At 39.7% G+C, this 21,672-nt stretch carries 24 protein-coding genes, 1 pseudogene and 1 riboswitch; of the genes and pseudogenes, 17 read left to right on the top strand and 8 right to left on the bottom strand.

What is annotated here, in order from left to right; genetic code table 11:
* Positions 1–149 precede the first annotated feature (149 nt).
* Genes ABU914_RS04125 through ABU914_RS04115 form a run of 3 tightly spaced genes read right to left on the bottom strand, consistent with a single transcriptional unit; the run spans position 150 to position 2,477 of the window.
* Positions 150–1,799: a b(o/a)3-type cytochrome-c oxidase subunit 1 gene (locus ABU914_RS04125; protein ID WP_379668495.1), complete on the bottom strand. Its 1,650-nt coding sequence runs from the start codon at positions 1,797–1,799 to the stop codon at positions 150–152.
* 2 nt (positions 1,800–1,801) lie between these two features.
* Complete coding sequence (locus ABU914_RS04120; RefSeq protein ID WP_379668494.1) at positions 1,802–2,302, bottom strand: cytochrome c oxidase subunit II; 501 nt, start codon at positions 2,300–2,302, stop codon at positions 1,802–1,804.
* A 28-nt stretch (positions 2,303–2,330) separates the two neighbouring features.
* Positions 2,331–2,477, bottom strand: a complete 147-nt coding sequence (locus ABU914_RS04115) for a cytochrome c oxidase subunit 2A (RefSeq protein ID WP_379668493.1) — start codon at positions 2,475–2,477, stop codon at positions 2,331–2,333.
* Positions 2,478–2,803: 326 nt separating this feature from the next.
* On the opposite strand from ABU914_RS04115, the gene ABU914_RS04110 reads away from it, so the two are divergent.
* The 15 genes from ABU914_RS04110 to ABU914_RS04040 all read left to right on the top strand — a co-directional run bounded on the left by ABU914_RS04110 (position 2,804) and on the right by ABU914_RS04040 (position 15,943).
* A complete protein-coding gene (locus tag ABU914_RS04110; protein ID WP_379668492.1) occupies positions 2,804–3,247 on the top strand; it encodes an Rrf2 family transcriptional regulator in 444 nt (147 codons plus the stop codon).
* 135 nt (positions 3,248–3,382) lie between these two features.
* Positions 3,383–3,562: riboswitch (cobalamin riboswitch) on the top strand.
* A 141-nt stretch (positions 3,563–3,703) separates the two neighbouring features.
* Positions 3,704–4,660, top strand: a complete 957-nt coding sequence (locus ABU914_RS04105) for an ABC transporter substrate-binding protein (RefSeq protein WP_379668491.1) — start codon at positions 3,704–3,706, stop codon at positions 4,658–4,660.
* A complete protein-coding gene (locus ABU914_RS04100; protein ID WP_379668490.1) occupies positions 4,623–5,678 on the top strand; it encodes a FecCD family ABC transporter permease in 1,056 nt (351 codons plus the stop codon). Before ABU914_RS04105 ends, ABU914_RS04100 begins: the two co-directional genes overlap by 38 nt.
* A 1-nt stretch (position 5,679) precedes the next feature.
* Positions 5,680–7,143, top strand: coding sequence for an adenosylcobinamide amidohydrolase (locus ABU914_RS04095; protein WP_379668489.1), 1,464 nt, complete (start codon positions 5,680–5,682; stop codon positions 7,141–7,143).
* Between the two features lie 2 nt (positions 7,144–7,145).
* Complete coding sequence (gene cbiB, locus ABU914_RS04090) at positions 7,146–8,126, top strand: adenosylcobinamide-phosphate synthase CbiB (RefSeq protein ID WP_379668598.1); 981 nt, start codon at positions 7,146–7,148, stop codon at positions 8,124–8,126.
* Positions 8,083–9,171, top strand: coding sequence for a threonine-phosphate decarboxylase CobD (gene cobD, locus ABU914_RS04085; protein ID WP_379668488.1), 1,089 nt, complete (start codon positions 8,083–8,085; stop codon positions 9,169–9,171). Before cbiB ends, cobD begins: the two co-directional genes overlap by 44 nt.
* On the top strand, positions 9,156–9,704 hold the full coding sequence (locus tag ABU914_RS04080) for a bifunctional adenosylcobinamide kinase/adenosylcobinamide-phosphate guanylyltransferase (protein WP_379668487.1): 549 nt from the start codon (positions 9,156–9,158) through the stop codon (positions 9,702–9,704). Before cobD ends, ABU914_RS04080 begins: the two co-directional genes overlap by 16 nt.
* Before the next feature lie 9 nt (positions 9,705–9,713).
* Positions 9,714–10,445: a cobyric acid synthase gene (locus tag ABU914_RS04075; protein WP_379668486.1), complete on the top strand. Its 732-nt coding sequence runs from the start codon at positions 9,714–9,716 to the stop codon at positions 10,443–10,445.
* Between the two features lie 98 nt (positions 10,446–10,543).
* Complete coding sequence (cobS, locus tag ABU914_RS04070; protein WP_379668485.1) at positions 10,544–11,356, top strand: adenosylcobinamide-GDP ribazoletransferase; 813 nt, start codon at positions 10,544–10,546, stop codon at positions 11,354–11,356.
* Positions 11,308–11,931 (top strand): histidine phosphatase family protein, encoded by a 624-nt coding sequence (locus ABU914_RS04065; RefSeq protein WP_379668484.1) that lies wholly within the window; start codon positions 11,308–11,310, stop codon positions 11,929–11,931. The genes cobS and ABU914_RS04065 overlap by 49 nt, the downstream gene beginning before the upstream one ends.
* Positions 11,883–12,326, top strand: coding sequence for a bifunctional adenosylcobinamide kinase/adenosylcobinamide-phosphate guanylyltransferase (locus ABU914_RS04060; RefSeq protein ID WP_379668483.1), 444 nt, complete (start codon positions 11,883–11,885; stop codon positions 12,324–12,326). The genes ABU914_RS04065 and ABU914_RS04060 overlap by 49 nt, the downstream gene beginning before the upstream one ends.
* A 17-nt stretch (positions 12,327–12,343) precedes the next feature.
* Positions 12,344–12,934, top strand: a complete 591-nt coding sequence (locus tag ABU914_RS04055) for a cob(I)yrinic acid a,c-diamide adenosyltransferase (RefSeq protein ID WP_379668482.1) — start codon at positions 12,344–12,346, stop codon at positions 12,932–12,934.
* Position 12,935: 1 nt separating this feature from the next.
* Complete coding sequence (gene cobT / locus ABU914_RS04050) at positions 12,936–13,973, top strand: nicotinate-nucleotide--dimethylbenzimidazole phosphoribosyltransferase (protein ID WP_379668481.1); 1,038 nt, start codon at positions 12,936–12,938, stop codon at positions 13,971–13,973.
* Positions 13,974–14,286: 313 nt separating this feature from the next.
* On the top strand, positions 14,287–15,354 hold the full coding sequence (locus ABU914_RS04045) for a branched-chain amino acid aminotransferase (protein ID WP_379668480.1): 1,068 nt from the start codon (positions 14,287–14,289) through the stop codon (positions 15,352–15,354).
* A 151-nt stretch (positions 15,355–15,505) separates the two neighbouring features.
* On the top strand, positions 15,506–15,943 hold the full coding sequence (locus ABU914_RS04040) for a DUF2935 domain-containing protein (protein WP_379668479.1): 438 nt from the start codon (positions 15,506–15,508) through the stop codon (positions 15,941–15,943).
* A gap of 303 nt (positions 15,944–16,246) precedes the next feature.
* On the opposite strand, the gene ABU914_RS04035 is transcribed toward ABU914_RS04040, so the two are convergent.
* Together ABU914_RS04035 and ABU914_RS04030 are read right to left on the bottom strand one after the other, a co-directional pair.
* Positions 16,247–16,801, bottom strand: a complete 555-nt coding sequence (locus tag ABU914_RS04035; RefSeq protein ID WP_379668478.1) for a GNAT family N-acetyltransferase — start codon at positions 16,799–16,801, stop codon at positions 16,247–16,249.
* A 277-nt stretch (positions 16,802–17,078) separates the two neighbouring features.
* Positions 17,079–17,885: pseudogene (locus tag ABU914_RS04030) on the bottom strand (UPF0236 family transposase-like protein).
* Between ABU914_RS04030 and ABU914_RS04025 the strand changes: the two are divergent.
* A complete protein-coding gene (locus tag ABU914_RS04025; protein ID WP_379668477.1) occupies positions 17,833–18,135 on the top strand; it encodes a UPF0236 family transposase-like protein in 303 nt (100 codons plus the stop codon). The pseudogene ABU914_RS04030 and the gene ABU914_RS04025 sit on opposite strands and share 53 nt — an antisense overlap.
* Here the strand turns inward: ABU914_RS04025 and ABU914_RS04020 are convergent.
* Complete coding sequence (locus ABU914_RS04020; RefSeq protein WP_379668476.1) at positions 18,068–18,334, bottom strand: UPF0236 family transposase-like protein; 267 nt, start codon at positions 18,332–18,334, stop codon at positions 18,068–18,070. The two genes, ABU914_RS04025 and ABU914_RS04020, sit on opposite strands and share 68 nt — an antisense overlap.
* 191 nt (positions 18,335–18,525) lie before the next feature.
* Here ABU914_RS04020 and ABU914_RS04015 point away from each other — a divergent pair, with 191 nt between their 5' ends.
* A complete protein-coding gene (locus ABU914_RS04015) occupies positions 18,526–18,915 on the top strand; it encodes a hypothetical protein (RefSeq protein WP_379668475.1) in 390 nt (129 codons plus the stop codon).
* A gap of 185 nt (positions 18,916–19,100) precedes the next feature.
* Here the strand turns inward: ABU914_RS04015 and ABU914_RS04010 are convergent, their stop codons facing one another.
* Positions 19,101–20,363 (bottom strand): DUF5011 domain-containing protein, encoded by a 1,263-nt coding sequence (locus ABU914_RS04010; protein WP_379668474.1) that lies wholly within the window; start codon positions 20,361–20,363, stop codon positions 19,101–19,103.
* A gap of 376 nt (positions 20,364–20,739) precedes the next feature.
* On the bottom strand, positions 20,740–21,510 hold the full coding sequence (locus ABU914_RS04005; protein ID WP_379668473.1) for an ABC transporter ATP-binding protein: 771 nt from the start codon (positions 21,508–21,510) through the stop codon (positions 20,740–20,742).
* Between the last annotated feature and the right edge of the window lie 162 nt (positions 21,511–21,672).

The raw sequence follows: 21,672 nt of genomic DNA, 5'->3' as shown, positions 1-21,672 counted from the left end.
AATCTAAGATACATGTCGTTGTGTTCGTTTTGTCTATAAAATACTGGCTAAACGAAAAGAAAATTTTGAAAAACATATAGACAAAAAAGAAATGCTTAAAAATAGAAAAATAAACTGCTGGGATTTTCACTCCAGCAGTTTATAAATTTTTACCTTCCGATTGGCCAATCAAATGGTTCGGAACCTGGTGGTGAATGTTGTATAATATCGATTACTGGGATTGTGTAGGCAAAAAGAATAAGCGCGACTGTAATGCCAATCCACAATTTCCAGTTTTCAAGAATCTTAGGTGTTGGCGGTGCATCATCTTCTTCTTGAGCGATTGGGTACTCTTCTTCGCCGTGCGGGGCAAAGAATGTAAGCTTAATGAAAGCATAAACCATCAATAAGATGGCGATGAATAGAATTGTACCGCCAACCGCCTGAGCAATTTGATAACCGATCCACGTCGATACTTGATCTCCTCCATCATACATGGAGAAAGCTGAACGTCTCGGTGCACCAAGTAATCCAGCAATATGCATACCAGCACTCATAACAAACATTCCGATTGCCCAAAGAATCGTTTGAATCATTCCTAATCGGTTGATGCTAGGTGTTAGTGTACGGCCTCTTAAATGTGGGACGAGCCAATACGTAACACCGAAAAATGTTAACATGACAGCTGTAGCAACTGTTAAGTGGAAGTGTCCTGTAATCCATACAGTGTTGTGCACGACAGTGTTAAGTTGGTGAGAAGCGTTAATAATTCCACCTATTCCACCAGGGATGAAAAAGAGCATTCCAACGAACGGTGCAAAAAAGCGGACGTCTTTCCAAGGTAATTTTTTGAACCAGCCGAAAAGACTTGTATATCCTTTTTTCCTTCCTGTTGTTTCAAACGTTGCAAATAACGAGAAAGCAGTCATTAATGTTGGCACAACGACCATCATTGTTAATGTAACTTGAATGAATTTCCACATCGGATCAATTCCAGGCTCTGTTAACTGGTGGTGAAACCCAACTGGAATGGAAAACATTAAAAATAAAACGAACGACAATCGTGCGAGACCGTCACTGAAAATTTTCCCGCCGATGACTTTTGGAATAATAGCATACCATGCCATGTACGCAGGTAAAAGCCAAAAATAAACGAGTGGGTGGCCAAAATACCAGAATAATGTTCGTGTTAACAATACGTTAATCGTTGCTTTGTATCCGAGTGACCACGGTAAAATGTGGAAAAGTACGGATACCGCTAGTCCAAGCGTGGCAATAAACCACATAATCATGTTGATCGTAACCATAAAGGCTAAAAGTGGTGATTTTTGTCCTTTATGTTCTTTTTTCCATAAGTATAATTGCCGAAAATTGATTGTAGCTGCAATCCATGTTCCAACGATGACAAGCGTTAGTCCGATATAAAAAATAGGGTGAGCTCTAAGCGGTGTATAGAATGTATATAGTACCGAGCCTTGCCCTAGTAAAATCATTGTCGCAGCCAAGATCGTACCGATGAGCATAACCCAAAAACTGACCCAACCGAATTTGAGCTGCTTATCCGTAATTCCGACCGTTTTTCCCATTAATGAAAATTGAAAGCCTATGATGAAAAATGTAGTTAACACGAGTCCAAGAATGACACCGTGTACAGTAAGTACTTGATAATAATCAATACCGAATGGCAGCGTAACTTTACCCGTCCGCTGGAGTACTTGTAATAACCCCATTAAGCCACCAATGAGTAAAGAGACGTATGTCACATACATAAAAGACATATATAATTTCTTTTCTTTTTTAGATAAAGGTAGTTCTTGCATTATTAATACACCTCCACTGTTGCGAACATGAGATGGTGTCCAACGCCGCAATACTCGTTACAAACGACCGTATATTCACCGGGATTTTTTAACTCTGTTTCATAACGGCTGACAAAACCAGGTTCGAGCATCATATTGACATTCGTACCCGCAACTTCGAAACCGTGAATGACGTCTTTCGTAGTGGCTTGGAATAAAACTTTAGATCCTTTTGGAATTCTAATTTTGTTGACAGGTTTCCCGTCTTCATCTTTTCCAAAATCATAATTAAAGGCTGTTGCCACCATGTTGACAATATATTGATCATCATCTACTTTTGTAACCCCTAGGTTTTCTGGTTTAAAATCATCAATTCGATCAAGTTCATTCGGATCACAGACTTCAATCGCACTTTGGGGTTGCATCCCTTTATAAAAGGCAGCAAAACCTAGGATAACTAGAAATAATGCGAGTGACCCCATACCGAACGCAAGCCAAATTTTTTCATAGCGGTGTAAGTGCATAGCTTAAACCCTCCGATTTCATTTTTACTTATCGACTCAAAAATAAACCGTAGACACCAAACCATGACACGACCATGAACGTACCGAGTAGCATAACAGCGAAAAAAGTGCCTGAGAGCTTCTCTTCACCGTGTTTTGTCTGTGTTTGCTTTTGAGTGTCCAGCTCTGTCTTCAACGTATTCACCTCCTTAAAGTAGTTCTAGAGTTTATTAGATTTTGTTATGTAATTTTAACCAGCAGTGAGGAGAGTGGGGTGAACCTCACTACTGGATTTTAACGGAGGTATTTTTTATCGATTTTTGTTTCATAGGTTATATACCCGTTTAATTCCTTTATACCCCTATTGCATTTAAAAAGGTGCATTCTAAATGCATGTTTAAAATTTCGTCACAATTGCTGTCACAAATCCGTAATTTTAACGTCACAAAATAGTAATATATCGCACTGAAAGACATCCTTATGCTAAACTTAAGTTGTACTTATTTTGAAAAGAGGGAGCGTATGAAGTTAACGAGTTACACAGATTATTCGTTACGAGTTCTTATGTTTCTGTCATTGCGACGCGATGATAAACTTTCAAATATAAATGAGATTTCCGAAGCGTACAATATAAAAAGAAATCATTTGACAAAAATTATTCACGAGTTAGGTCGACTCGGATATGTTGAAACGGTACGTGGACGAAATGGAGGTGTGCGTTTAAAGAAAGCACCGGAAGAGATTAATATAGGTGAAATCGTGCGCCGAACGGAAGAAGATTTTTATCTTCTCGACTGTTTCGATTCGAATGGAATGAACACGTGCGTATTAACACCAGTTTGTCGATTCAAAAGTATGTTGAATGAGGCGCTTAATGCTTTTTTTAAAGTGCTCGACCAATATACGTTAGATGATATTACGTCGAATCGAAGTCAATTACTCTCATTGTTGCAAATTCAAGAGTAGTCAATTAAGCAAGAAAGCATAGTAGCAAAACGTATCTTTTTTGCGAATGATCATTAAAGTTTGTTGCAAAAAGTTTTTCTTGTCAGTGTATCGAATATTCGTTACGATGAAATTGTAGTTTGTTCATATCCATTAAATAAGAAGCTGGGACAAAGTGTAAGGGAATCTGGTGAAATTCCAGAACTGCCCCCGCAACTGTAAGCGTCGATGAAATGAGGATACCCACTGTGCAAAAGACTGCAAGGTGTTTGCATGGGAAGGCTCAAAGTAAGATGAAACGCAAGTCAGGAGACCTGCTTTGTTCAAACTGTTTCACAATCTTCGGGGATGGAGGTGTTGAGGCGACACGAATGAGAGCATAAAGAGTATGCATGTGTTCACGAGTGTTGTTTAAAGTCCATCGGTCAAGATGGACTTTTTTGATTTTGGAAAAAATGTTGAATAGGAGAGAAAGTTTTGCGAAAAAGTTTACATTTATTTTTTACATTATTCATTGCAATTGGATTGTTAGTAGCATGCGGTCCAGTCGAGCAACAACAAACAGTAAATAATGATAACGAGACAAATCAGAAAGAATCTGAATTTCCGATCACGATTACAGACGCGTTAGATTACGAAGTGACACTAGAAACAAAACCTGAACGAGTCGTTTCATTAATTCCAAGCAATACGGAAATATTATTTGCGTTAGGTTTAAACGATGAGATTGTTGGAGTTTCAGAGTTTGATAATTATCCAGAAGAAGCGATGGAAAAAGAAAAAGTCGGTGGTATGGAATTTAATATTGAACAAATTATTTCACTTGAACCTGATGTTGTGTTTGCCCATGAGTCTAATGCTCATAATTCTGCTGAAGGACTTGAACAGCTACGGGAAGCGAATATTGATGTTATCGTCGTAAACGATGCGTCCTCGTTCGAAGCTACATATCATTCGATTGACATGATGGCATTAGCGACAGGAACGAAAGAAAAAGGTAACGAAATCATCAATACGATAAAAACAAAAATCGCTGAACTTGAGGAAAAAGCTAAAGATATACAAGATGAAGTGAAAGTATGGGTGGAAGTAGACCCAGAGTTATATACAACAGGAAAGAATACATTTATTGATGAAATGCTAAGTATCATTCGTGCTGAGAACGTCGCTGGCGACCAAGAAGGTTGGGTTCAATTTACGGAAGAAGATGCCGTGAAGTTAAATCCAGACGTTATCGTTACGACATACGGTGATTACGTTGAAAATCCAAAGGATGAAATTCTCGCACGGAAAGCGTGGCAAGACGTTCCCGCTGTGAAAAACGAACGTGTTTATGATGTTCATCCTGATCTTGTATCACGCCCAGGTCCACGCTTAGCTGAAGGGATCGAAGAACTTGCGAAAGTTATCTATCCAGACGTATTTGGAGAATAACCGATTTATCACATATAGCGTTGCGATTCTCTTTACGATTGGAGCAATGATGTTAGGGGTATCGATCGGGAGTGTATCGATCCCCCTCTCTGAAGTTGCGCATCTTATGATTCAGTCATTGCTTCATCTTGATATGGGTCTATCGGTTGATGAGACGACGACGAATATAGTAATGAAAATTCGACTTCCACGAGTTGTGCTTGCTTTTTTTGTCGGGGCATCACTTGCGATATGCGGGGCAGCATTTCAAGGTTTATTAAAAAATCCGCTTGCTGATCCGTACACGCTAGGTGTATCTTCCGGTGCTTCGTTTGGAGCTGTTCTCGTTATTTTTTATGGAATTACAATTTTTGGACCGTTCACGCTTCCGATTTTTGCCATTTTTGGCGGTTTTCTTACGATTATTGCTGTCATTATGTTTGCTCGGATCGTTCAGGAAACGCTTTCGATGGAAATGATTATTTTAACAGGAATTATTATTAGCTCATTTTTAGGATCGTTGCTCTCTTTAATGGTTGCGTTAAGCGGGGAGGAACTTCGCCAAATTATTCATTGGTTACTCGGCAGTGTTAGCATGCGGAGCTGGAATTATACGCTTATGATTTTGCCATTTTTTATTATCGGTAGTCTTATATTATTATTTAGTGCTAGTGAACTGAACGCACTTTCATTTGGAGAAGAGCGCGCGCACCATCTCGGTGTTAACGTTCAAACTCGAAAAATGCTTATCCTTTTATCCGCATCGGTCGTTACCGGTGCAGCGGTTGCCGTATCGGGGACGATTGGCTTTGTTGGGCTCGTCATTCCACATATGATCCGAATCGTATTTGGAACTGACCACCGCCATTTACTTCCACTGTCTATTTTTTATGGCGGAAGTTTTTTAATCTTAGCTGATCTCGTTGCACGTACAATCGTTGCGCCAGTTGAGTTACCAATTGGAGTGATTACGGCGATTATTGGGGCACCGGTGTTTGCTTTGATTTTATTCCGACAACGAAAAGAAAGAAGTGTGTAGTATGCTGAAAGTAGAACATGTATCAGGAGGATACGGTGGGAACAACGTTTTAAAAGAGATTAGCTTTTCCGTTAAGAAAGGCGAATTTCTCGGTGTACTCGGTCCAAATGGGAGTGGAAAAACGACGCTATTAAAAATGATTTCGGGTGTTCATCCACTTCAGCACGGTTCAGTTACACTTGCTCGTAAACCGTTACACGCTTTTTCTTCGAAAGAGCTTGCGAAAGTAATCGCCGTACTCCCGCAATCGGTCGAGCAAACGTACATGTATACGGTGGAAGAAGTCGTATCGCTCGGCCGTTATGCCTATCAAAAAGGGCTTTTTAAGTCACTGTCGGTCATTGATAAAGAAGTAATGAATGATGCGATGGCGCAAGCTAACGTATTGCAATTTGCCGAGAAATCGATTCATTCGCTAAGTGGCGGTGAGAAGCAGCGGGTATATCTTGCGCAAGCTTTAGCACAAGAACCGAAATTATTGCTTCTCGATGAACCGACAAATCATCTCGATCTCGCTCATCAAAAGAATTTACTCGATACATTAAGAAAATGGACAGAAGAAAAAGGGTTGACGATTGTTGCGGTCTTTCATGATCTAGATTTAGCTAGCCTTTATTGTGATCGGCTTTTACTGTTGCATGATGGAGCGGTTCATTCACTTGACACACCAACATCTGTTTTACGCGAAGAAACGATTGAGCGTATTTACCGTGCAAAAACAAAACGTCTCATTCATCCTGAACGTTCACGTCCATTAACAACTATATTACCTGACAAGACACAAAGTGAACGGGCAATGATTACATTTCAATCGCTATCGATAGAGCAAACGGAAGAATGGATCAAGCTTTCGTTTCCGTTTCAACTTAAGACGGTATCTTCAGCCGTACTCGGCTCAGGTTTTTCATGGAAGCAGACATTCATTAACCGCCACGTTCACAAAGATTATGTGTGCGATAATCCTGAAGAGGATATGCGTAAGTTTTTAAAAACTCAAAATATAGCAATCGATGATACTGTTGCGATGATGACTGCTGCAAGACTCGCACATTATAGTAGCCGGCTTATTAAAAAAGAATCGTTCGAACTGCTAGTCATCGTTACGGCAGGTATTGGTAATGCTGTCGATGTGTCAAAAGCGTCTGCGCATAAATGGGAAAAGCATGAAGTCGGCACGATTAATACGTGGGTATTTGTTAATGGTGAGTTGTCAGAGGAAGCCTTTATGCAAGCGCTTATGACATCAACAGAAGCGAAGGCGAAAGCGTTTTTTGATGAAAAGATTGTTGACCCAGTGACGAACACGATTGCGACAGGTACATCAACCGATAGCATACTCGTCAGTGCGACACAGCGCGGGAAAGCATTTCAATATGCGGGCACGATTACAGCACTTGGAAAAGCGCTAGGGAAAACAGTATATGAATGTACGGTAGAAGCGATTCGAAAAGGACGTCAAGCATGATAATCGATCATCTCATCTCAATTGTACTCGCATATTTGATCGACCGAATTGTTGGCGATCCGAAATCATTGCCACACCCCGTTCGAATGATCGGAAAAGGGATTGCATGTCTTGAGCAAAGACTTAATTTTGGAAAATTTCGCAGATTGAAAGGTAGTCTTGTAGTGTTTCTTCTCGTCATCGTTGTCATTGCGATAACCGTTCTTATTATGTATTTTTCCTATCGTATGAATAGAACATTTGGAATTGTAATAGAGTCGTCGCTCATCGCAACGACGATAGCAACGAAAGGGCTTGCCGATGCAGCGAACGATGTGTATGAACCGCTCATTGAAGGGGATATAGAGAAAGCAAGAAAAAATCTCAGCCTGATCGTCGCACGCGATACGGAACAGTTAACTGAAGCTGAAATTACACGAGCTACGGTTGAAACCGTTGCTGAAAATACGAGTGACGGAATAACCGCACCACTTTTTTGGGCACTTATTGGAGGAGCACCGCTTGCGCTTGCGTATCGGACAATCAATACGTGTGACTCGATGCTAGGATACAAAAATGAGCAATTCGCTCAATTCGGCTGGGCATCGGCCCGACTCGATGATGTCGTTAATTACATACCGAGCCGTCTCACTGGATTGTGGATGATTATCGTCAACCAACCTGTTCAACCGCGTTCGAGACGTGATTGCTTTCGGATCTTCACCCGTGATGCTAAAAAACATGCAAGTCCTAACAGTGGTTGGCTTGAATCGGCAACGGCTGCGCTTCTTGGAATCCAACTCGGTGGTACGAACATATACGCGGGCATTGTTTCAAAGCGCGCCTATATTGGCGAATCTATTTATCCGTTGGAAGCCAAACATATCGCACAAGCCGTTTCCATTATGCACCGTACAACTAATACGATGCTCATTTTATTTTTGTTAGGAGGTGGGCTCATTGTGTCTACCTGCTCATGGCTCGAATCCGCAGTATCTTTTTAACGCTCTTCATTTAGCAAAACCGAATCACGTAATCGATTTTAGTGTGAATGTTAATCCATATGGAATGCCAAGGTTGATTGAGAAGCAGTGGTCTCAATTTTTAACGTATGTTCGTGATTATCCAGACCCGCATTCGTTCGCACTGAAAGAAGCGGTGGCACAAAAAGAGTCGATTGAGAAAGACAATATTCTTATCGGAAATGGAGCGGCGGAATTAGTCTTTTTGCTTGCGAATCGATTTCGTGAACAAGATGTGCTCATCATCGATCCGACGTTTTCAGAATATCATACGGCATGTACGGCTCACGGATGTCGGGTTCATTCCGTCGTTTTAAAAGAAGACAATGACTGGCAAATTTCATTAGATGATATCGTTCCTCAGTTAGAAGGCAAAGTAGCACTATTTCTATGTAGTCCGAATAACCCGACAGGTGTACGATATGATAAAGATATTCTCCTTTCGCTTATAAAAGCGGCCTTTAAACAAAAGGTTATCGTCGTTATTGATGAAGCCTTTTATGATTTTTGCCTCGATCCGTATACACTCGTTCCATATGTGCAAACGTACCCAAATCTCGTCATTTTACGTTCGTTTACTAAAATGTTCGCGATTGCTGGCATTCGTCTCGGTTGGATCGCAGCTGATCCTACATTTATTTCTGAACTATCAACATTCCAGCCGCATTGGAGTGTCAATGCCATTGCTGAGCAAGTCGGACTTCTCTGTATTCATGAGGATGCCTTCGTTAAACAAACATCAGAACAAGTTGCTCGGGAGCGAAAGCGAGTGGTGTCAGAATTAAAGCAACTGGACTTCGTTATCTCGAATAGCGAAACAAACTATTACATTTTACGAGAGACAAAGAAGCAAAGCATGAAACCACTCCTTCGTTTTTTACTGAATGAAGGTTTAACAGCACGACATACCGAAAATTTCGCTGGATTGGACGGAAATTACTTACGCTTTGCAATTCGGACGAAAGCGGAGAATGATCGACTTATTACCGTTTTAAAAAGGTGGCGGCAACAATGCTCATTTTTGTAACCGGTGGAGTAAGAAGTGGCAAAAGTTCGTTTGCTGAAAAACTTGCGATTAAACAGGTCGAATCGAATCACCTTCATTACGTTGCGACAAGTATGGATACTGATACGGAAATGCATGACCGCATTCACCGTCATAAAGAGAGGCGAGAAGCTAGTAGTGCTCATTGGATCACGTGGGAGGTGGAACGTAATATCGGGCGCTTACATGAAAAAATCGCACAAAACAGTATCATTTTGTTCGACTGTTTAACGACACTTGTAAACAATGAGCTTTTTAAATTAAATGGTGAAAACTATGACATGTTAAATGAAAATGAACGAAAAGCATTATTTAATTTAATTATTGGTTCGATTCACAAGCTACAACATCGTCGCACGCTCATCGTTGTATCTAACGAAGTGTTTTACGAACCGTTTAAACGTGAGACGACATTCGCTTACGTTGAATTGTTAGGCAAGATCCATCAAAGGCTCGTCGCGCTATCAGATGAAGCGTACCTTTGTGAGAACGGAATTTCGATCCGAATGAAGTGAGGGAACGTGATGAAAGGATTCATGCTGCAAGGAACAGCATCAGATGTCGGTAAAAGTGTAATTGCAACGGCATTTTGCCGCATTTTCGCCAATCAAGGCTATGCAGTCACACCATTCAAATCACAAAATATGTCAAACGACACGTTTGTTTTTTCAAATGGAAAAGAAATTGCACGCTCGCAATGGATTCAAGCGGAAGCTGCACGAGTGTCCCCGTCTGTTTATATGAATCCGATCGTATTAAAGCCAAAAAGTGAAACAACCTCTGAAGTTATTTTACTTGGTAAAAAAATTGATACTTATTCAGGAAGAGACTATCGTGAGAGAGTTTATGAAATAGGATTAGCTGCTATTCAGCAGTCATTAGCGAAGCTCCAAAAAAAATTTAACATGATCATCGTCGAAGGAGCCGGCAGTCCGGTAGAAATGAATTTGAATGATCGTGATCTCGTCAATATGAAAGTGGCTGAACTTGCTGATGTTCCCGTATTTCTTATCGCTGATATTGAACGAGGAGGCGTTTTTGCAAGTTTAGTAGGAACGATTGAACTACTTACACCAACAGAAAGAGCACGAGTCAAAGGATTGATTATTAATAAATTTCGCGGTGATCTCTCTCTTTTTCATTCTGGGATTGATTGGATCGAACAAAGACTAGACATTCCTGTTGTTGGGATTATTCCAATGTTTCAGTCGATGACGATTGAAACCAAATCATCTTTATTTAAATCGTTCGTTTGACAAGAAAAAATATGACTACGATGGATTCGCAGCACATGTAGAACGTTATGTTGATATTGCTTATATGATTCGCGCGATGAACGAGTGGGGGAATGAAGTTGAAAGGAAAGTGTAGAGAATGTCTTGACAGTGTATTGCTCGCTCTGCAATTTTATACGACGCTCCCTATAAAAAAAGAGCTTTCGATGGATGAAGCAAGATTAAAAAAAGCCTTATATGTAGTTCCGTTCATTGGAATAGGGATTGGACTTATCCTCGCTGCGATCATAGTATTGAATGAACACGTTTTACATTTGCCAGCCACTGTTATTGCTATGCTCGTCGTAACGATACCGCTTATTATTACCGGTGGGCTTCATTTAGACGGTTTTATGGACGCAAGTGATGCATTTTTTTCTTACCGTGATCAACAAAAGCGACTTGAAATTATGGCTGATCCGAGAACAGGCTCTTTTGCTGTTTTGTCCGTTATTTTTTTACTTGCGTGGCGTTACGTGTTTATTCTTGAGACGATAAAGCTTGCATCGGACATAACCTTTGTTTTCATTGTGAGTGTTTATTATTTTGCACGCTTTTCAATGTGCTACGTGTTTATTTTTGGAAAACTAGCGAAGCAAGATGGACTAGCCGCTTTTTTCAAGAAAGGACTAGAGAGGAAAGATATTTTTGTATTTCTGATCGGCATACTCTTATTTTTTGTTTTTGTTGCTTATTTTAATATTCATGCGGTAAGTGGCACCGCTATATTATTGCTTATTGCGTTAGGATTTGCTGTCGTAAGTAAAGGATTTATTGAAAAACAGTTTGGCGGCATTTCAGGAGATACACTCGGCGCAACGCTGGAAGGAGGAGAAACGATCTTATGGTTCACACTGTGGCTCTTACACTCATTCGCCATGGGGCTACAATAAATAACGAACGTAACGTATATCAAGGCTGGTTAAATTCACCACTTCTTCCGAGTGAAGTCGACCGCTTGCGGCGAATTAAACATCAATACCCAAAGCCTCATTATGTGATTTCAAGTGATTTAACTCGCTGTCTCGAAACTGCGAAGCTCTTATTCTCTCATCATGAAATCGAAATGAGCGAAAATTTTCGTGAGTTTCATTTCGGTGACTTTGAAGGTAAAACCTATGAACAGCTTAAGGACGATAAAACCTATCAAAAATGGCTGGAAGATCCATTTTTACACCGACCTCCCAATGGCGAATCAATTAAAATGTTTACGAAGCGAATACAAGATGGATGGGACGGCTTACACTCAAAATTTCTAGACGGTGTGCGAGAAATAACAGTTGTGTCCCACAGTGGTGTCATTCGGCACTTGCTAGAAATGTATGCACCTCATAAAAAAACATTTTGGGATTGGATCATTCCGTTCGGCGGTGGTTATCGACTTGTGACGACAAGAGAGAAGCTAGGGAGGGGAGAACGGTGCATTTCGTTATCGGAGGTGCCTTTAACGGAAAAAGAAAATGGGTAAAACAACACTATAAAAATAAGTTCACGATAGATTGGCGTTCTGCGTATCGTCAGCCATTTAGATATGAACGATTTGAAGACATTTCAACATTTGCGACTTGTATAGTTCTTGAAGGAATTGAATATTATATCAAAGCAAAAATGACGTATGCTGAAGAAGCAGACAGTTTAAGAGGAATGTTTAATAAGCAGTTAATCGCTTGGCGTAACTGGGAAAACGAGGACGAAGAACGCACGCTAATCCTCATTGGAAACGATTTCTCAAAAGGAATTGTCCCGACTGAGAGAGAAGATCGACTATGGCGTGATGTGACAGGCTGGTGTTATCAAGATATAGTGGCTCAAGCGAGTCGTGTTGACAAAATCTGGTACGGCATTAGTAAGCAAATAAAATAGTAACGGAGGGATGTAATGTGAAAATTTATACGAGGACAGGAGACAAAGGTAAAACAAGTCTTATCGGAGGGCGTGTCGACAAAGATCATATCCGTGTCCAAGCATACGGAACGATCGATGAAGCGAACTCTTTCGTTGGGCAAGCGATTGCAGAGCTTGATCCTAATCAATTTCAAGATCTTATTAACGAATTAGAAAAAATTCAGCATGAACTATTTGACTGCGGAGGTGATTTGGCGAATGTGACGGGCAAAGGCGAATTAAAGCTAAAACAGGAGATGATCGATTTTCTTGAAGAGCGAATTGATGAGTACATTGAAGAAACACCAGAACTACAGCGATTTATTTTGCCGGGCGGTGTAAAACCAGCGGCGTTGATTCATGTTGCGAGGACTGTTACCCGTCGCGCAGAGCGTGAAGTCGTTACACTAGCAAAAGCAGAAGAACATGTCCCGCCGCTTGTGCAAATGTATCTCAATCGCTTATCAGATTATTTTTTTGTACTTGCAAGAGTAATCAATTTTCGTTCAGGAAAAAAAGATATTGAGTATGAACGAAGTGCGATCGTGTTTCGTAGTAATAGACGAAAGAAAAAAGAGGGAGAATAAAATGAATCAAGTTGAGATTCCACTTTTAGATAAAGACATTGGGAAAGAAGCGAAGGCGCATATCGATTCGTTAACTAAACCAATCGGCAGTCTTGGCAGACTCGAAAGTTTAGCCGTGGAGCTTGCTGAAATGACCGGTCAAAAGTTCCCGGTCGTCTCGCCACCAGCCGCGCTTCTTTTTGCGTCTGATCATGGTGTAACAGATGAAGGTGTGTCTGCGTATCCGAAAGAAGTGACGGCGCAAATGGTACTAAACTTTCTATCTGGTGGAGCAGCAATGAATGTGTTTAGTCGCCAAATCGGTGCCCAATTTTCGATTGTTGACGTCGGAGTAGCAGAGACAGTGACACACGAAAATTTAGTTTCGCGAAAAATTAGACGAGGAACGAGAAATTTTGTTATAGAGGATGCTATGACTGAAGCGGAAACATACGAAGCACTTAACATTGGTAGTGAAGAAGCTCAAACATTAATTAAAAAAGGTGCGAAATGTTTAATCGTTGGTGAAATGGGGATCGGCAATACGACTTCTTCAAGTGCATTGCTTGCCGTCATCACAGAGAAAAATCTTGCTGAACTTATCGGTCCTGGTACGGGATTGACGACGGAACAAATGAAAGTGAAAAAAAGCGTTATTGAACGGGCAATTGAGGAACGAAAACCTAATAAAAACGACCCGATTGATCTATTAAAAAAACTCGGTGGTTATGAGATTGCTGCAATGGCAGGGGCAATGCTCGCAGCTGCCAGGAATCGCATCCCAATAATCGTCGACGGCTTTATTTGTACGGTCTCAGCGATTATTGCAACGGCAATTAATGAATGTGCCTCGGACTATATGCTTGCAGGTCACTATTCAGCAGAGCCTGGTCATCAAGCAGCCCTTGAAAAACTAGGCAAAACCCCATTACTTAATTTACATATGAGACTTGGAGAAGGTACTGGCGCCGCACTCGCATTTCCAATCGTTGAAGCAGCGACAAAAATGCTTAGTGACATGGCAACTTTTTCAGAGGCAGGTGTTTCCGAAAAAGAGTAAATCTGATGCTCTAGATTCCGAAAGAAATTGAGTTCTAACCGATTTCTTTCGGTTAACAGAACTACTACAATGAGCCCCCCATTCAAATCAAAAAGACATGTCGAATGATTATATATCTTGTATGGCTGAACAGTTTTTTGATCAGTTTCAGCAATTATGATGTATAATTATGAAGTAAGGTATTTATGAACATGTTTGTTTGAGTCACTTTATTGATATGGATGTTGCATCTAACAAATAGATAGCGGTTATATAAATACGAATATTTTTATACAAAGCCGAGGAATTTGTAAAAATGATGGGGGTATTCTGTATGAAACGTAATGAAATTCAAACGATTGAAAGTACAAATCGTAAACAAAAACCGGCTGAGGATCAAATCGAATTCGGAAAGCAGTATACGGATCATATGTTTATGATGGATTATACGGAAGGACAAGGATGGCATAGCCCGCGGATCGTACCATATGCACCGTTGGAGCTTGACCCCGCAGCTAAAGCTTTTCACTATGGACAAACGGTATTTGAAGGGCTTAAGGCATATCGGAAAGATGATCAAATTTTCCTTTTTCGGCCCGAACGAAATTTTAAAAGACTGAATGAATCGAATGAGCGTATTTGCATTCCGAAAATTGATGAGGATTTAGCACTTGAAGCGTTAAAGCAATTAGTGACACTTGATCAAGATTGGATTCCAAAAGCAGAGGGAACGTCACTCTATATTCGTCCATTCGTTATTGCTACTGAACCGAGCTTAGGTTTAGCACCTTCGAAAACGTATCAATTCCTTATCATTATGTCACCGGTCGGTTCTTACTATAAAGAAGGTATTAATCCGGTTAAAATTTTGGTTGAGGAAGAATACATTCGTGCAGCACCAGGCGGGACAGGTGAAGCAAAAACGGGTGGAAACTACGCTAGCAGTTTAATCGGTCAAGAAGAAGCTGAGAAAATCGGCTACACTCAAGTGCTATGGCTAGATGGAAAAGAGAAAAAATACGTCGAAGAAGTCGGTAGCATGAACGTCTTTTTCAAAATCGATGGCGAAGTTGTTACACCTGCATTAAATGGTAGCATTTTACATGGAATTACGAGAGATTCTATCCTTCATCTTTTAAAACATTGGGAAATCCCCGTTGTCGAACGTAAAATTTCGATCGATGAAATTTACGAAGCTCACAAAAATGGAAAGTTAGAAGAAGCTTTCGGAACAGGTACAGCCGCTGTTATTTCACCAATTGGAGAGTTTTTCTGGAAAAATGAACAGCTTATCGTCAACAATGGGGAAATTGGCTCACTTACGAAAAAATTATATGATACATTAACTGGTATTCAATATGGAACAGAGCCTGATCCTTTCGGCTGGAGAATTCAACTGTAATTTGATATATAAATCAATCTTCCATTAGTTTTTAGTGGAAGGTTTTTTTGTAGTATAGGATACAAAAAAATTCCAGTCCAACCTTCGTCATATCTAACTCGGAATTTTCATATAGTTGGAAAAGAGTGGATGAAGGGGAGGATTGGAAGGAATGCAATTTTATTACGGTCAGCAAATGCCGCTCAGAATTTTAGATGAAGCTGAATTTTGGAAATTGCAAGAAGAAGAACATACGGTTGTCATACGTGAAGCATTAAACGATTTAGAAAAAGTATATGTCGAAGCATTGAAAGAATGGGAAAAATCGCTTTCAAACACACACAAAACCGTCGTTAGTTATGTTGAATCGGTCGTTCGTAGTGGCTATGTTTATGTCCAACTTCAAAGGCAAGTTATCCAATTGATAACATTTTGTTTAGAAGAGAGCGAGCAGTTTATCGAGCTATGTCGTCAAATTAAAGACAATAGCTCAGCAGCAAAAGATAAACCAATCGCGCAAACAATCCTTGACCATATCATTCGAGAGTCCGAGTACTTTATCGGTATCGCCCGACTCATTTTATTTGGTAAAGAAAATGTCCAAAAATAATGAGCAAGATGTAATTCGAATGGAAAGATTTTTAATGTGGGTCGTTCTATGTGTATAGATGTAGAGCAAGCGGTCTTATTGCTATTTAAATTAATGAAAAGTTGATACTGAAAATGTTTTAGCGATCATTGCAGAAGCTGAGTAAACAGTTTCTTTGTTAGTTTTTGATGGAATTTTGGCGTAGCTTCGGATAAGGCTCAGAAGCCGTCGTAAGTTTAGAAGAAGAAAAATGGATACTGGAAAACAGAAATACTAAGGACATTACATTAACGAAAATGTAATGTCCTTTTACAAACCAATCATTTACAATTTGCGATTTTCGTCAAAGCGTAGGACCTTATACACTGGTTTTGGAAGATTACCATAAATTTTTTCTACGTTATAAGCGTGAACCTCTTCGTATATTTTCTTCATATATTCAAAAATCGTTTTTTCAGATAGCTCACTTTTTGCCCAATATAAAACTTCTAATTGAGTTTCTTTATTTGTGATGAAATCCTGATGATAATAAATAATTGGTTCAGCGTGAGTAAACCCTTCTCGTTTATAAAAGCGGAGCCGCTTTTTAGTGTCCGGGTCGTCAGCAACTACCGGTTCAACCTCTAGTATCATCGGTTTATTTTTTGCTTTCATTTTTTCGATTAACTGGTGACCAATTCCTTTACCTCTCGTTTTTTCGGAGACCCATAAAAAGTCAATAAATACAAACGAATCGAACTCCGCGTACATTAAAATATGGGTATCCCCTTCGTCTTTATGGTAGATATCACCTTTATCTGCTAAGAGAGCATTAATTTGCTCTTTCGACTTCATCTCTTCAACTGGAAAGTATGTATTTAATTTGTCATACCAGTTCATTGTTCATTCTCCTTATGTTTAAGTTGCGATACAAACTTATTAGTTAGTAATGGATTGATTTTATCATTCTATTCAAGGACTCTGCTTGTCGTTTAAGGTGAAGAAAGAGTAAATAAGCACCTGCTGTTATTAAACTTTTTATTGTTGCTGTCAGTTGAGGCGTTAGTAGGTCTCTTGTATTTTATCAAAATTACAATATCCAACCAATTTCTGAAACTTCATTGACTGAGTCAAGCTTTTGTGGGAGTTTTCCTAACGCTTTAAGAAAACTCTCTTTTTATAGGCGATTTGTTAGCTTTTCTTTATAAAACTTTGGTTTTGAATCTTCTTGTTGTTGGGTCGTTCGCTCAAATAAGCCTAAGAGCGTCTTAATAGGCAAGTTGTCTTTTAAACCAACCATAAAGTTTAGAAACGCTTGTATCCCTTTATCTGACCAAGAACGACCGTTTTTCACCCGACTGGCAAATACACTCATTGTTGATTCTGCATTTCCCATCGGACGCATCCCTTCGGTTTTAATCCCTTTCTTTCGTAATCATACACGGTAATCTTCGAGCGCTTCAGGGTATTGGCTGAGCTGTTTAATCAGTTTTTCCAATTGTTCTTCTTTCTTCGGATCGGCTAATGTACCTACTGCACTGTTTAATTCCAAAAGAAAGCCTTTCGAATCATATTGAGCCAGCTTTTTTTGAATCTCTTTGTAACGAGGGTGCTCTTTAAAAATGGACTTGACCTCTCGAGCGACATGAAAACGATCGATGGTAAAAAAAGCGTTCTTTTTGTTTTTAAAATATTCACGACAGGATGTAATCCATTCCGCACCATCCCCGTTGATAATAAGAATATGATATGTAGGGTCATAACCATAATTTTCATAAAGAAATTGCTCAAATCCTTCCCAAAAAGACTGATTTTCTTGGTGTATATAATGACGCTTATTGATAAGAGAGGTGCGTTTCCCATTCTTTTTTCAGCCTTCATGAATAGCGGCTATTTTCGTTTCTTTACCTTTACGTCGTTCCCCTTGTCTTTTGATATATAAGCCATCCACTTTTACAAAAAGAACACGGTTTCTAGATTTCATCTCTTTTTTGAATATAGATAGAAAAGCAGAGAGATACGTTTACCTTCTCGATCAGTATTTAAAATTTGATGGGGCAAAAGGTGCAAGTCCGTTAGTTGAAGATTTAGCCTTAGAACTTGCCGTAACGGGGACAGCTTATCGAAAAGCCGAATCCACGTTAAAGAAATTTTTAGGGTATCACGTTATGAGTCATGAGACGATTCGTCAACGTCTTTTAGAGACAGATGGTAATACCTCCGTTTCATCGTAATCGGTCCAAACATCGTTTCAAACGTGGTCTTTCGTTTATCTTTACAGTAAAATCTTGATTTATCACGCTGTGAAGAAATTTCTTCATCAAGTTCTTTAAGAACTTTGGTTAAGACTTGGCTAAAGCATTTTTGTAACATAGAAAATAATTCGAGTTCAATTTCTTTTAAAGTTGGATAATTCATGTTATCTTTTTTCATAAGAGGCTCTCCTTTCGGTGATTATTTGGCAAATCTACCATACAAAAAGAGAGCCTCTTTTTCATGTTTTATGCTTAATCCCCCTATTGTGCTATGACTTGTTATCCTTTTCATTCCAAATCGAGCAAACATCATTCAAGAGGAATAGGTTTAAAACATTTTACTCATACATTTTTGAAAGATTTGATAGTTTGCTTGATTACTATGATCGTTTTATCCAAGAGACACTTGGTATTTCTTTACCGGTTGAAGATGGGAACAACGAAACAACTGAGTCTACGGATGAATCAACGGAATCTGAAGAAACAGAGGATTTATCAGTAGATGCTGGGGACGAAGATTCAACAGACGTTCCGGCTGAGGATGATGATGGTGAAGACAGCAGTGAAGCAGGCTGTTTTGATGAACCTTCAGCCAAAGATGAAAAAACTGAAACATCGTTAGAAGATGGAAATGATTCAAGCGATACAACAGAAGAAACGGTTGAAGAGGAGGATGCACTAGAAAATGCGGAAGAAGGTGACACTGAGGAACCTGATGAGCAGCCAGTTGTTTGGGACAAGCTAGTCGGCTATTATTAACAATTGGTCTCCGCTTATAAAACATTTATAAGCTTTTTAAATCTTTAATATAGCAAGCCTCCAGATGTACCTCTCTTTCTGAAGGGGCAGTTTAAAAAGCCCCTTCAAGCAAAACAGGTGGAAAATAATTTTACTCCACCTGCTTTCGTAATTTATGTGTATTTTCCTAATAAGCGTTTGAAGACTTATTCGATTGCTTTCCTGCGTCTTACGAATACTATACTACCAATGACTACGAGGAAGCTACCAATTAACATGAGAGTTGGTAAGCTTGTCGCTGTTTTTGGTAGTTTTCCACCTTTAGAAGACTTACCTTTTCCATCTGTATCGCTGCTTGTTGATGTTTTTGTTTTGCCTGTTCCACCACCATCATCGCCTGAACCGCTACCACCACCTGATCCAGCAGAACCTTTCGGTCCTTTTTGACCTTGTGGACCAGCCGGTCCTTGCAAGTTCGCTATTTTCTTCCATCCATTAGCCGTTTTTTCGTACACGTTACCTGTATTCGTATCAAGATACAAGTCACCGATATCCCCCGCATCCGCAGATGGTGCACCTGAACTAGTAAGGATTGCAGAACCTCGCTTGCCATCGTCACCTTTTAGGTTGCCGATTTTCGTCCATGTGTCCGGCTCACGTTTATACACGTCACCGGTCGTCGTATCGAGGTATGAATCTCCATTGTTTCCAACAATGTCATTAGGCGGACCTTCGCCTGTATACCACGAACCGAACGGTTCAACAATGTTCACAGTGCGTTCAACTGTTGTTTCGTTACCAACACTGTCGCTCACGGTATACGTCACCGTATACGTGCCAATTGTGTCTGTATCCACGTCACCAGAAATTTTTATTTGACCGGTCAGATCACCGTCAAGGTTGTCTTGCGCCGTTGCACCGGGTTCTTCGTACGGGTCACCTTGTTTGATTGTCATTGGGTTGTCACCGTTTAATGAGATGACAGGCGCTTCGTTATCAATCAATACCTTTGCAAGAACAAACTCTCTTTCTTGCGTTAGACATGTAAATCCGATAGTCAGAGGCATACCAAGATCTAGCTCGACATTCATACGAATTTCATCTGTCTTTAAGATGACTTCACCTACTTCACCGGCAATGAATGGACCAACTTCGACTCCGCCTTCAGGTGTTAAAGGTACTTTAACAGGTCTAGGAACGTCTGAAGGAGCATTTAATTCAGCGTTATTGTCGAGAAATTTATGAATTACTCCTGAATCATTCTCTGAGTTTATTTTGAAGTTTATCCCTTCGAATATTGCATGTTCATCAGAATAATTCCAATTAAAAGCAATCGAGACGTTGTTCAAATAAAACTCCTCGCCAGCTTTAACCCATTGAGGTGCAGTAGCATTGAAAATAACGTCCACTGGCTCAAGACTCGGCTCTATACCTGGAAAAACAATGCCACACCCGTATTCAAAAATCATCTCTACCTCTTGACTGTTATCCGAAGCCTTTGCCTGATTCGTTGTAAATGCATACAAAAAGATCATAGTCAAAGTGAACATTGCAACAGTTATTTTTGAAATATTCCTAATTTTTAAATCCCCCTTATTTTATTTTTGTCTGTACAAAAAGGACAGACCTTATTTACTACAATAAAGGTTTCTTTTTCTTTTCACCATTCCGAGAAAAGTCGTAAAATTCAAAAAACAAACCTACATTTGTAGGTGTCTGAACCGTTAAATGGTATGTAGTAACAAATTACATGATAATTACAGATTTAGAATCATATAAAAACTGCACAAAAGTCGAAATGATGACTTTCGTACAGTTTAAACATAGTAGAGTGATAGTAATCGTTTATGAACGGACGAACTGCCGCAAAAACGTCGCCCGTTCTGGAAGCGGTGCTTCGAAAAACTCAGTAAGCTGTTCTTCTGTAAGCAAATCCGCTGTAATCCCAGCTTGATATATTTTTCCGCGCCGAAGCATTAACGTTTTTTGAAAGACAGGTAAAATTTCTTCAATATGGTGTGTAACGTAAATCAATGTTGGTGCATCATTCTGTTTGCTTAACTGGTCAACGGTTTCGAGCAAATGCTCGCGCGCGAACACGTCAAGCCCCGTACACGGTTCATCTAAAATTAACAGTTTTGGATTTGCCATCAGCGCTCGCAAAATTAACACCTTTTGCTTTTCGCCTTGGGATAATGTTGCATAACGGCGATGAATAAAACTACTTAAACCAAACTCTTCCATCAAATTTAATGCTCGATCAATATCTGTTTGCTCAGGGTCTTCGTATAGTTTTGGAGATGCAAATTTACCAGATAAGACGATATTTTCGGTATATTCATTCCCGTATAATTTTTCTTGCATGGATGTGCTTACCCAGCCGATAAGTTTGCGCAGTTCACCGAGCGGATACGCTCCGAATTGTTTGCTGAGTACCGTCACTTCACCAGTCGTTGGCCAAATGTAGCCATTAATGATGTTAAGCAATGTCGTTTTTCCCGAACCGTTCAATCCAAGTAAAGCCCAATGCTCACCTTTTTGAACTATCCAATCAATGTTTTTTAAAATCACTTTATTTTGTCGTTGATAGCTTATATTTTTAAGTTGAATGACCATCGTTATCAGCCACCTTTTATATTGCCATGAAATAAGTATTATTATATCAAAAATAGAAAAACGTTGTGTAAAATGAAAATGCTTTGGTATGTGTCAAGTTATTCTCGGTTGTTCTTTTACACCAATATTTTCAGCACTCTATTTTTGTACGCTTTTTAGGCT

This window comes from Pueribacillus sp. YX66 (genome assembly GCF_041725775.1).
GTDB lineage: Bacteria > Bacillota > Bacilli > Bacillales > UBA6769 > Pueribacillus.
This window is presented reverse-complemented; position numbering and strand designations above follow the sequence as displayed.

Bases quoted from the DNA above. Each gene is read 5' to 3' on its own strand.
- ABU914_RS04125 (WP_379668495.1), bottom strand. From the start codon at position 1,799: ATGCAAGAACTACCTTTATCTAAAAAAGAAAAGAAATTATATATGTCT.
- ABU914_RS04120 (WP_379668494.1), bottom strand. From the start codon at position 2,302: ATGCACTTACACCGCTATGAAAAAATTTGGCTTGCGTTCGGTATGGGG.
- ABU914_RS04110 (WP_379668492.1), top strand. From the start codon at position 2,804: ATGAAGTTAACGAGTTACACAGATTATTCGTTACGAGTTCTTATGTTT.
- ABU914_RS04095 (WP_379668489.1), top strand. From the start codon at position 5,680: ATGCTGAAAGTAGAACATGTATCAGGAGGATACGGTGGGAACAACGTT.
- ABU914_RS04080 (WP_379668487.1), top strand. From the start codon at position 9,156: ATGCTCATTTTTGTAACCGGTGGAGTAAGAAGTGGCAAAAGTTCGTTT.
- ABU914_RS04075 (WP_379668486.1), top strand. From the start codon at position 9,714: ATGAAAGGATTCATGCTGCAAGGAACAGCATCAGATGTCGGTAAAAGT.
- ABU914_RS04065 (WP_379668484.1), top strand. From the start codon at position 11,308: ATGGTTCACACTGTGGCTCTTACACTCATTCGCCATGGGGCTACAATA.
- cobT (WP_379668481.1), top strand. From the start codon at position 12,936: ATGAATCAAGTTGAGATTCCACTTTTAGATAAAGACATTGGGAAAGAA.
- ABU914_RS04045 (WP_379668480.1), top strand. From the start codon at position 14,287: ATGAAACGTAATGAAATTCAAACGATTGAAAGTACAAATCGTAAACAA.
- ABU914_RS04040 (WP_379668479.1), top strand. From the start codon at position 15,506: ATGCAATTTTATTACGGTCAGCAAATGCCGCTCAGAATTTTAGATGAA.
- ABU914_RS04035 (WP_379668478.1), bottom strand. From the start codon at position 16,801: ATGAACTGGTATGACAAATTAAATACATACTTTCCAGTTGAAGAGATG.
- ABU914_RS04020 (WP_379668476.1), bottom strand. From the start codon at position 18,334: ATGAAAAAAGATAACATGAATTATCCAACTTTAAAAGAAATTGAACTC.
- ABU914_RS04010 (WP_379668474.1), bottom strand. From the start codon at position 20,363: ATGATTTTTGAATACGGGTGTGGCATTGTTTTTCCAGGTATAGAGCCG.
- ABU914_RS04005 (WP_379668473.1), bottom strand. From the start codon at position 21,510: ATGGTCATTCAACTTAAAAATATAAGCTATCAACGACAAAATAAAGTG.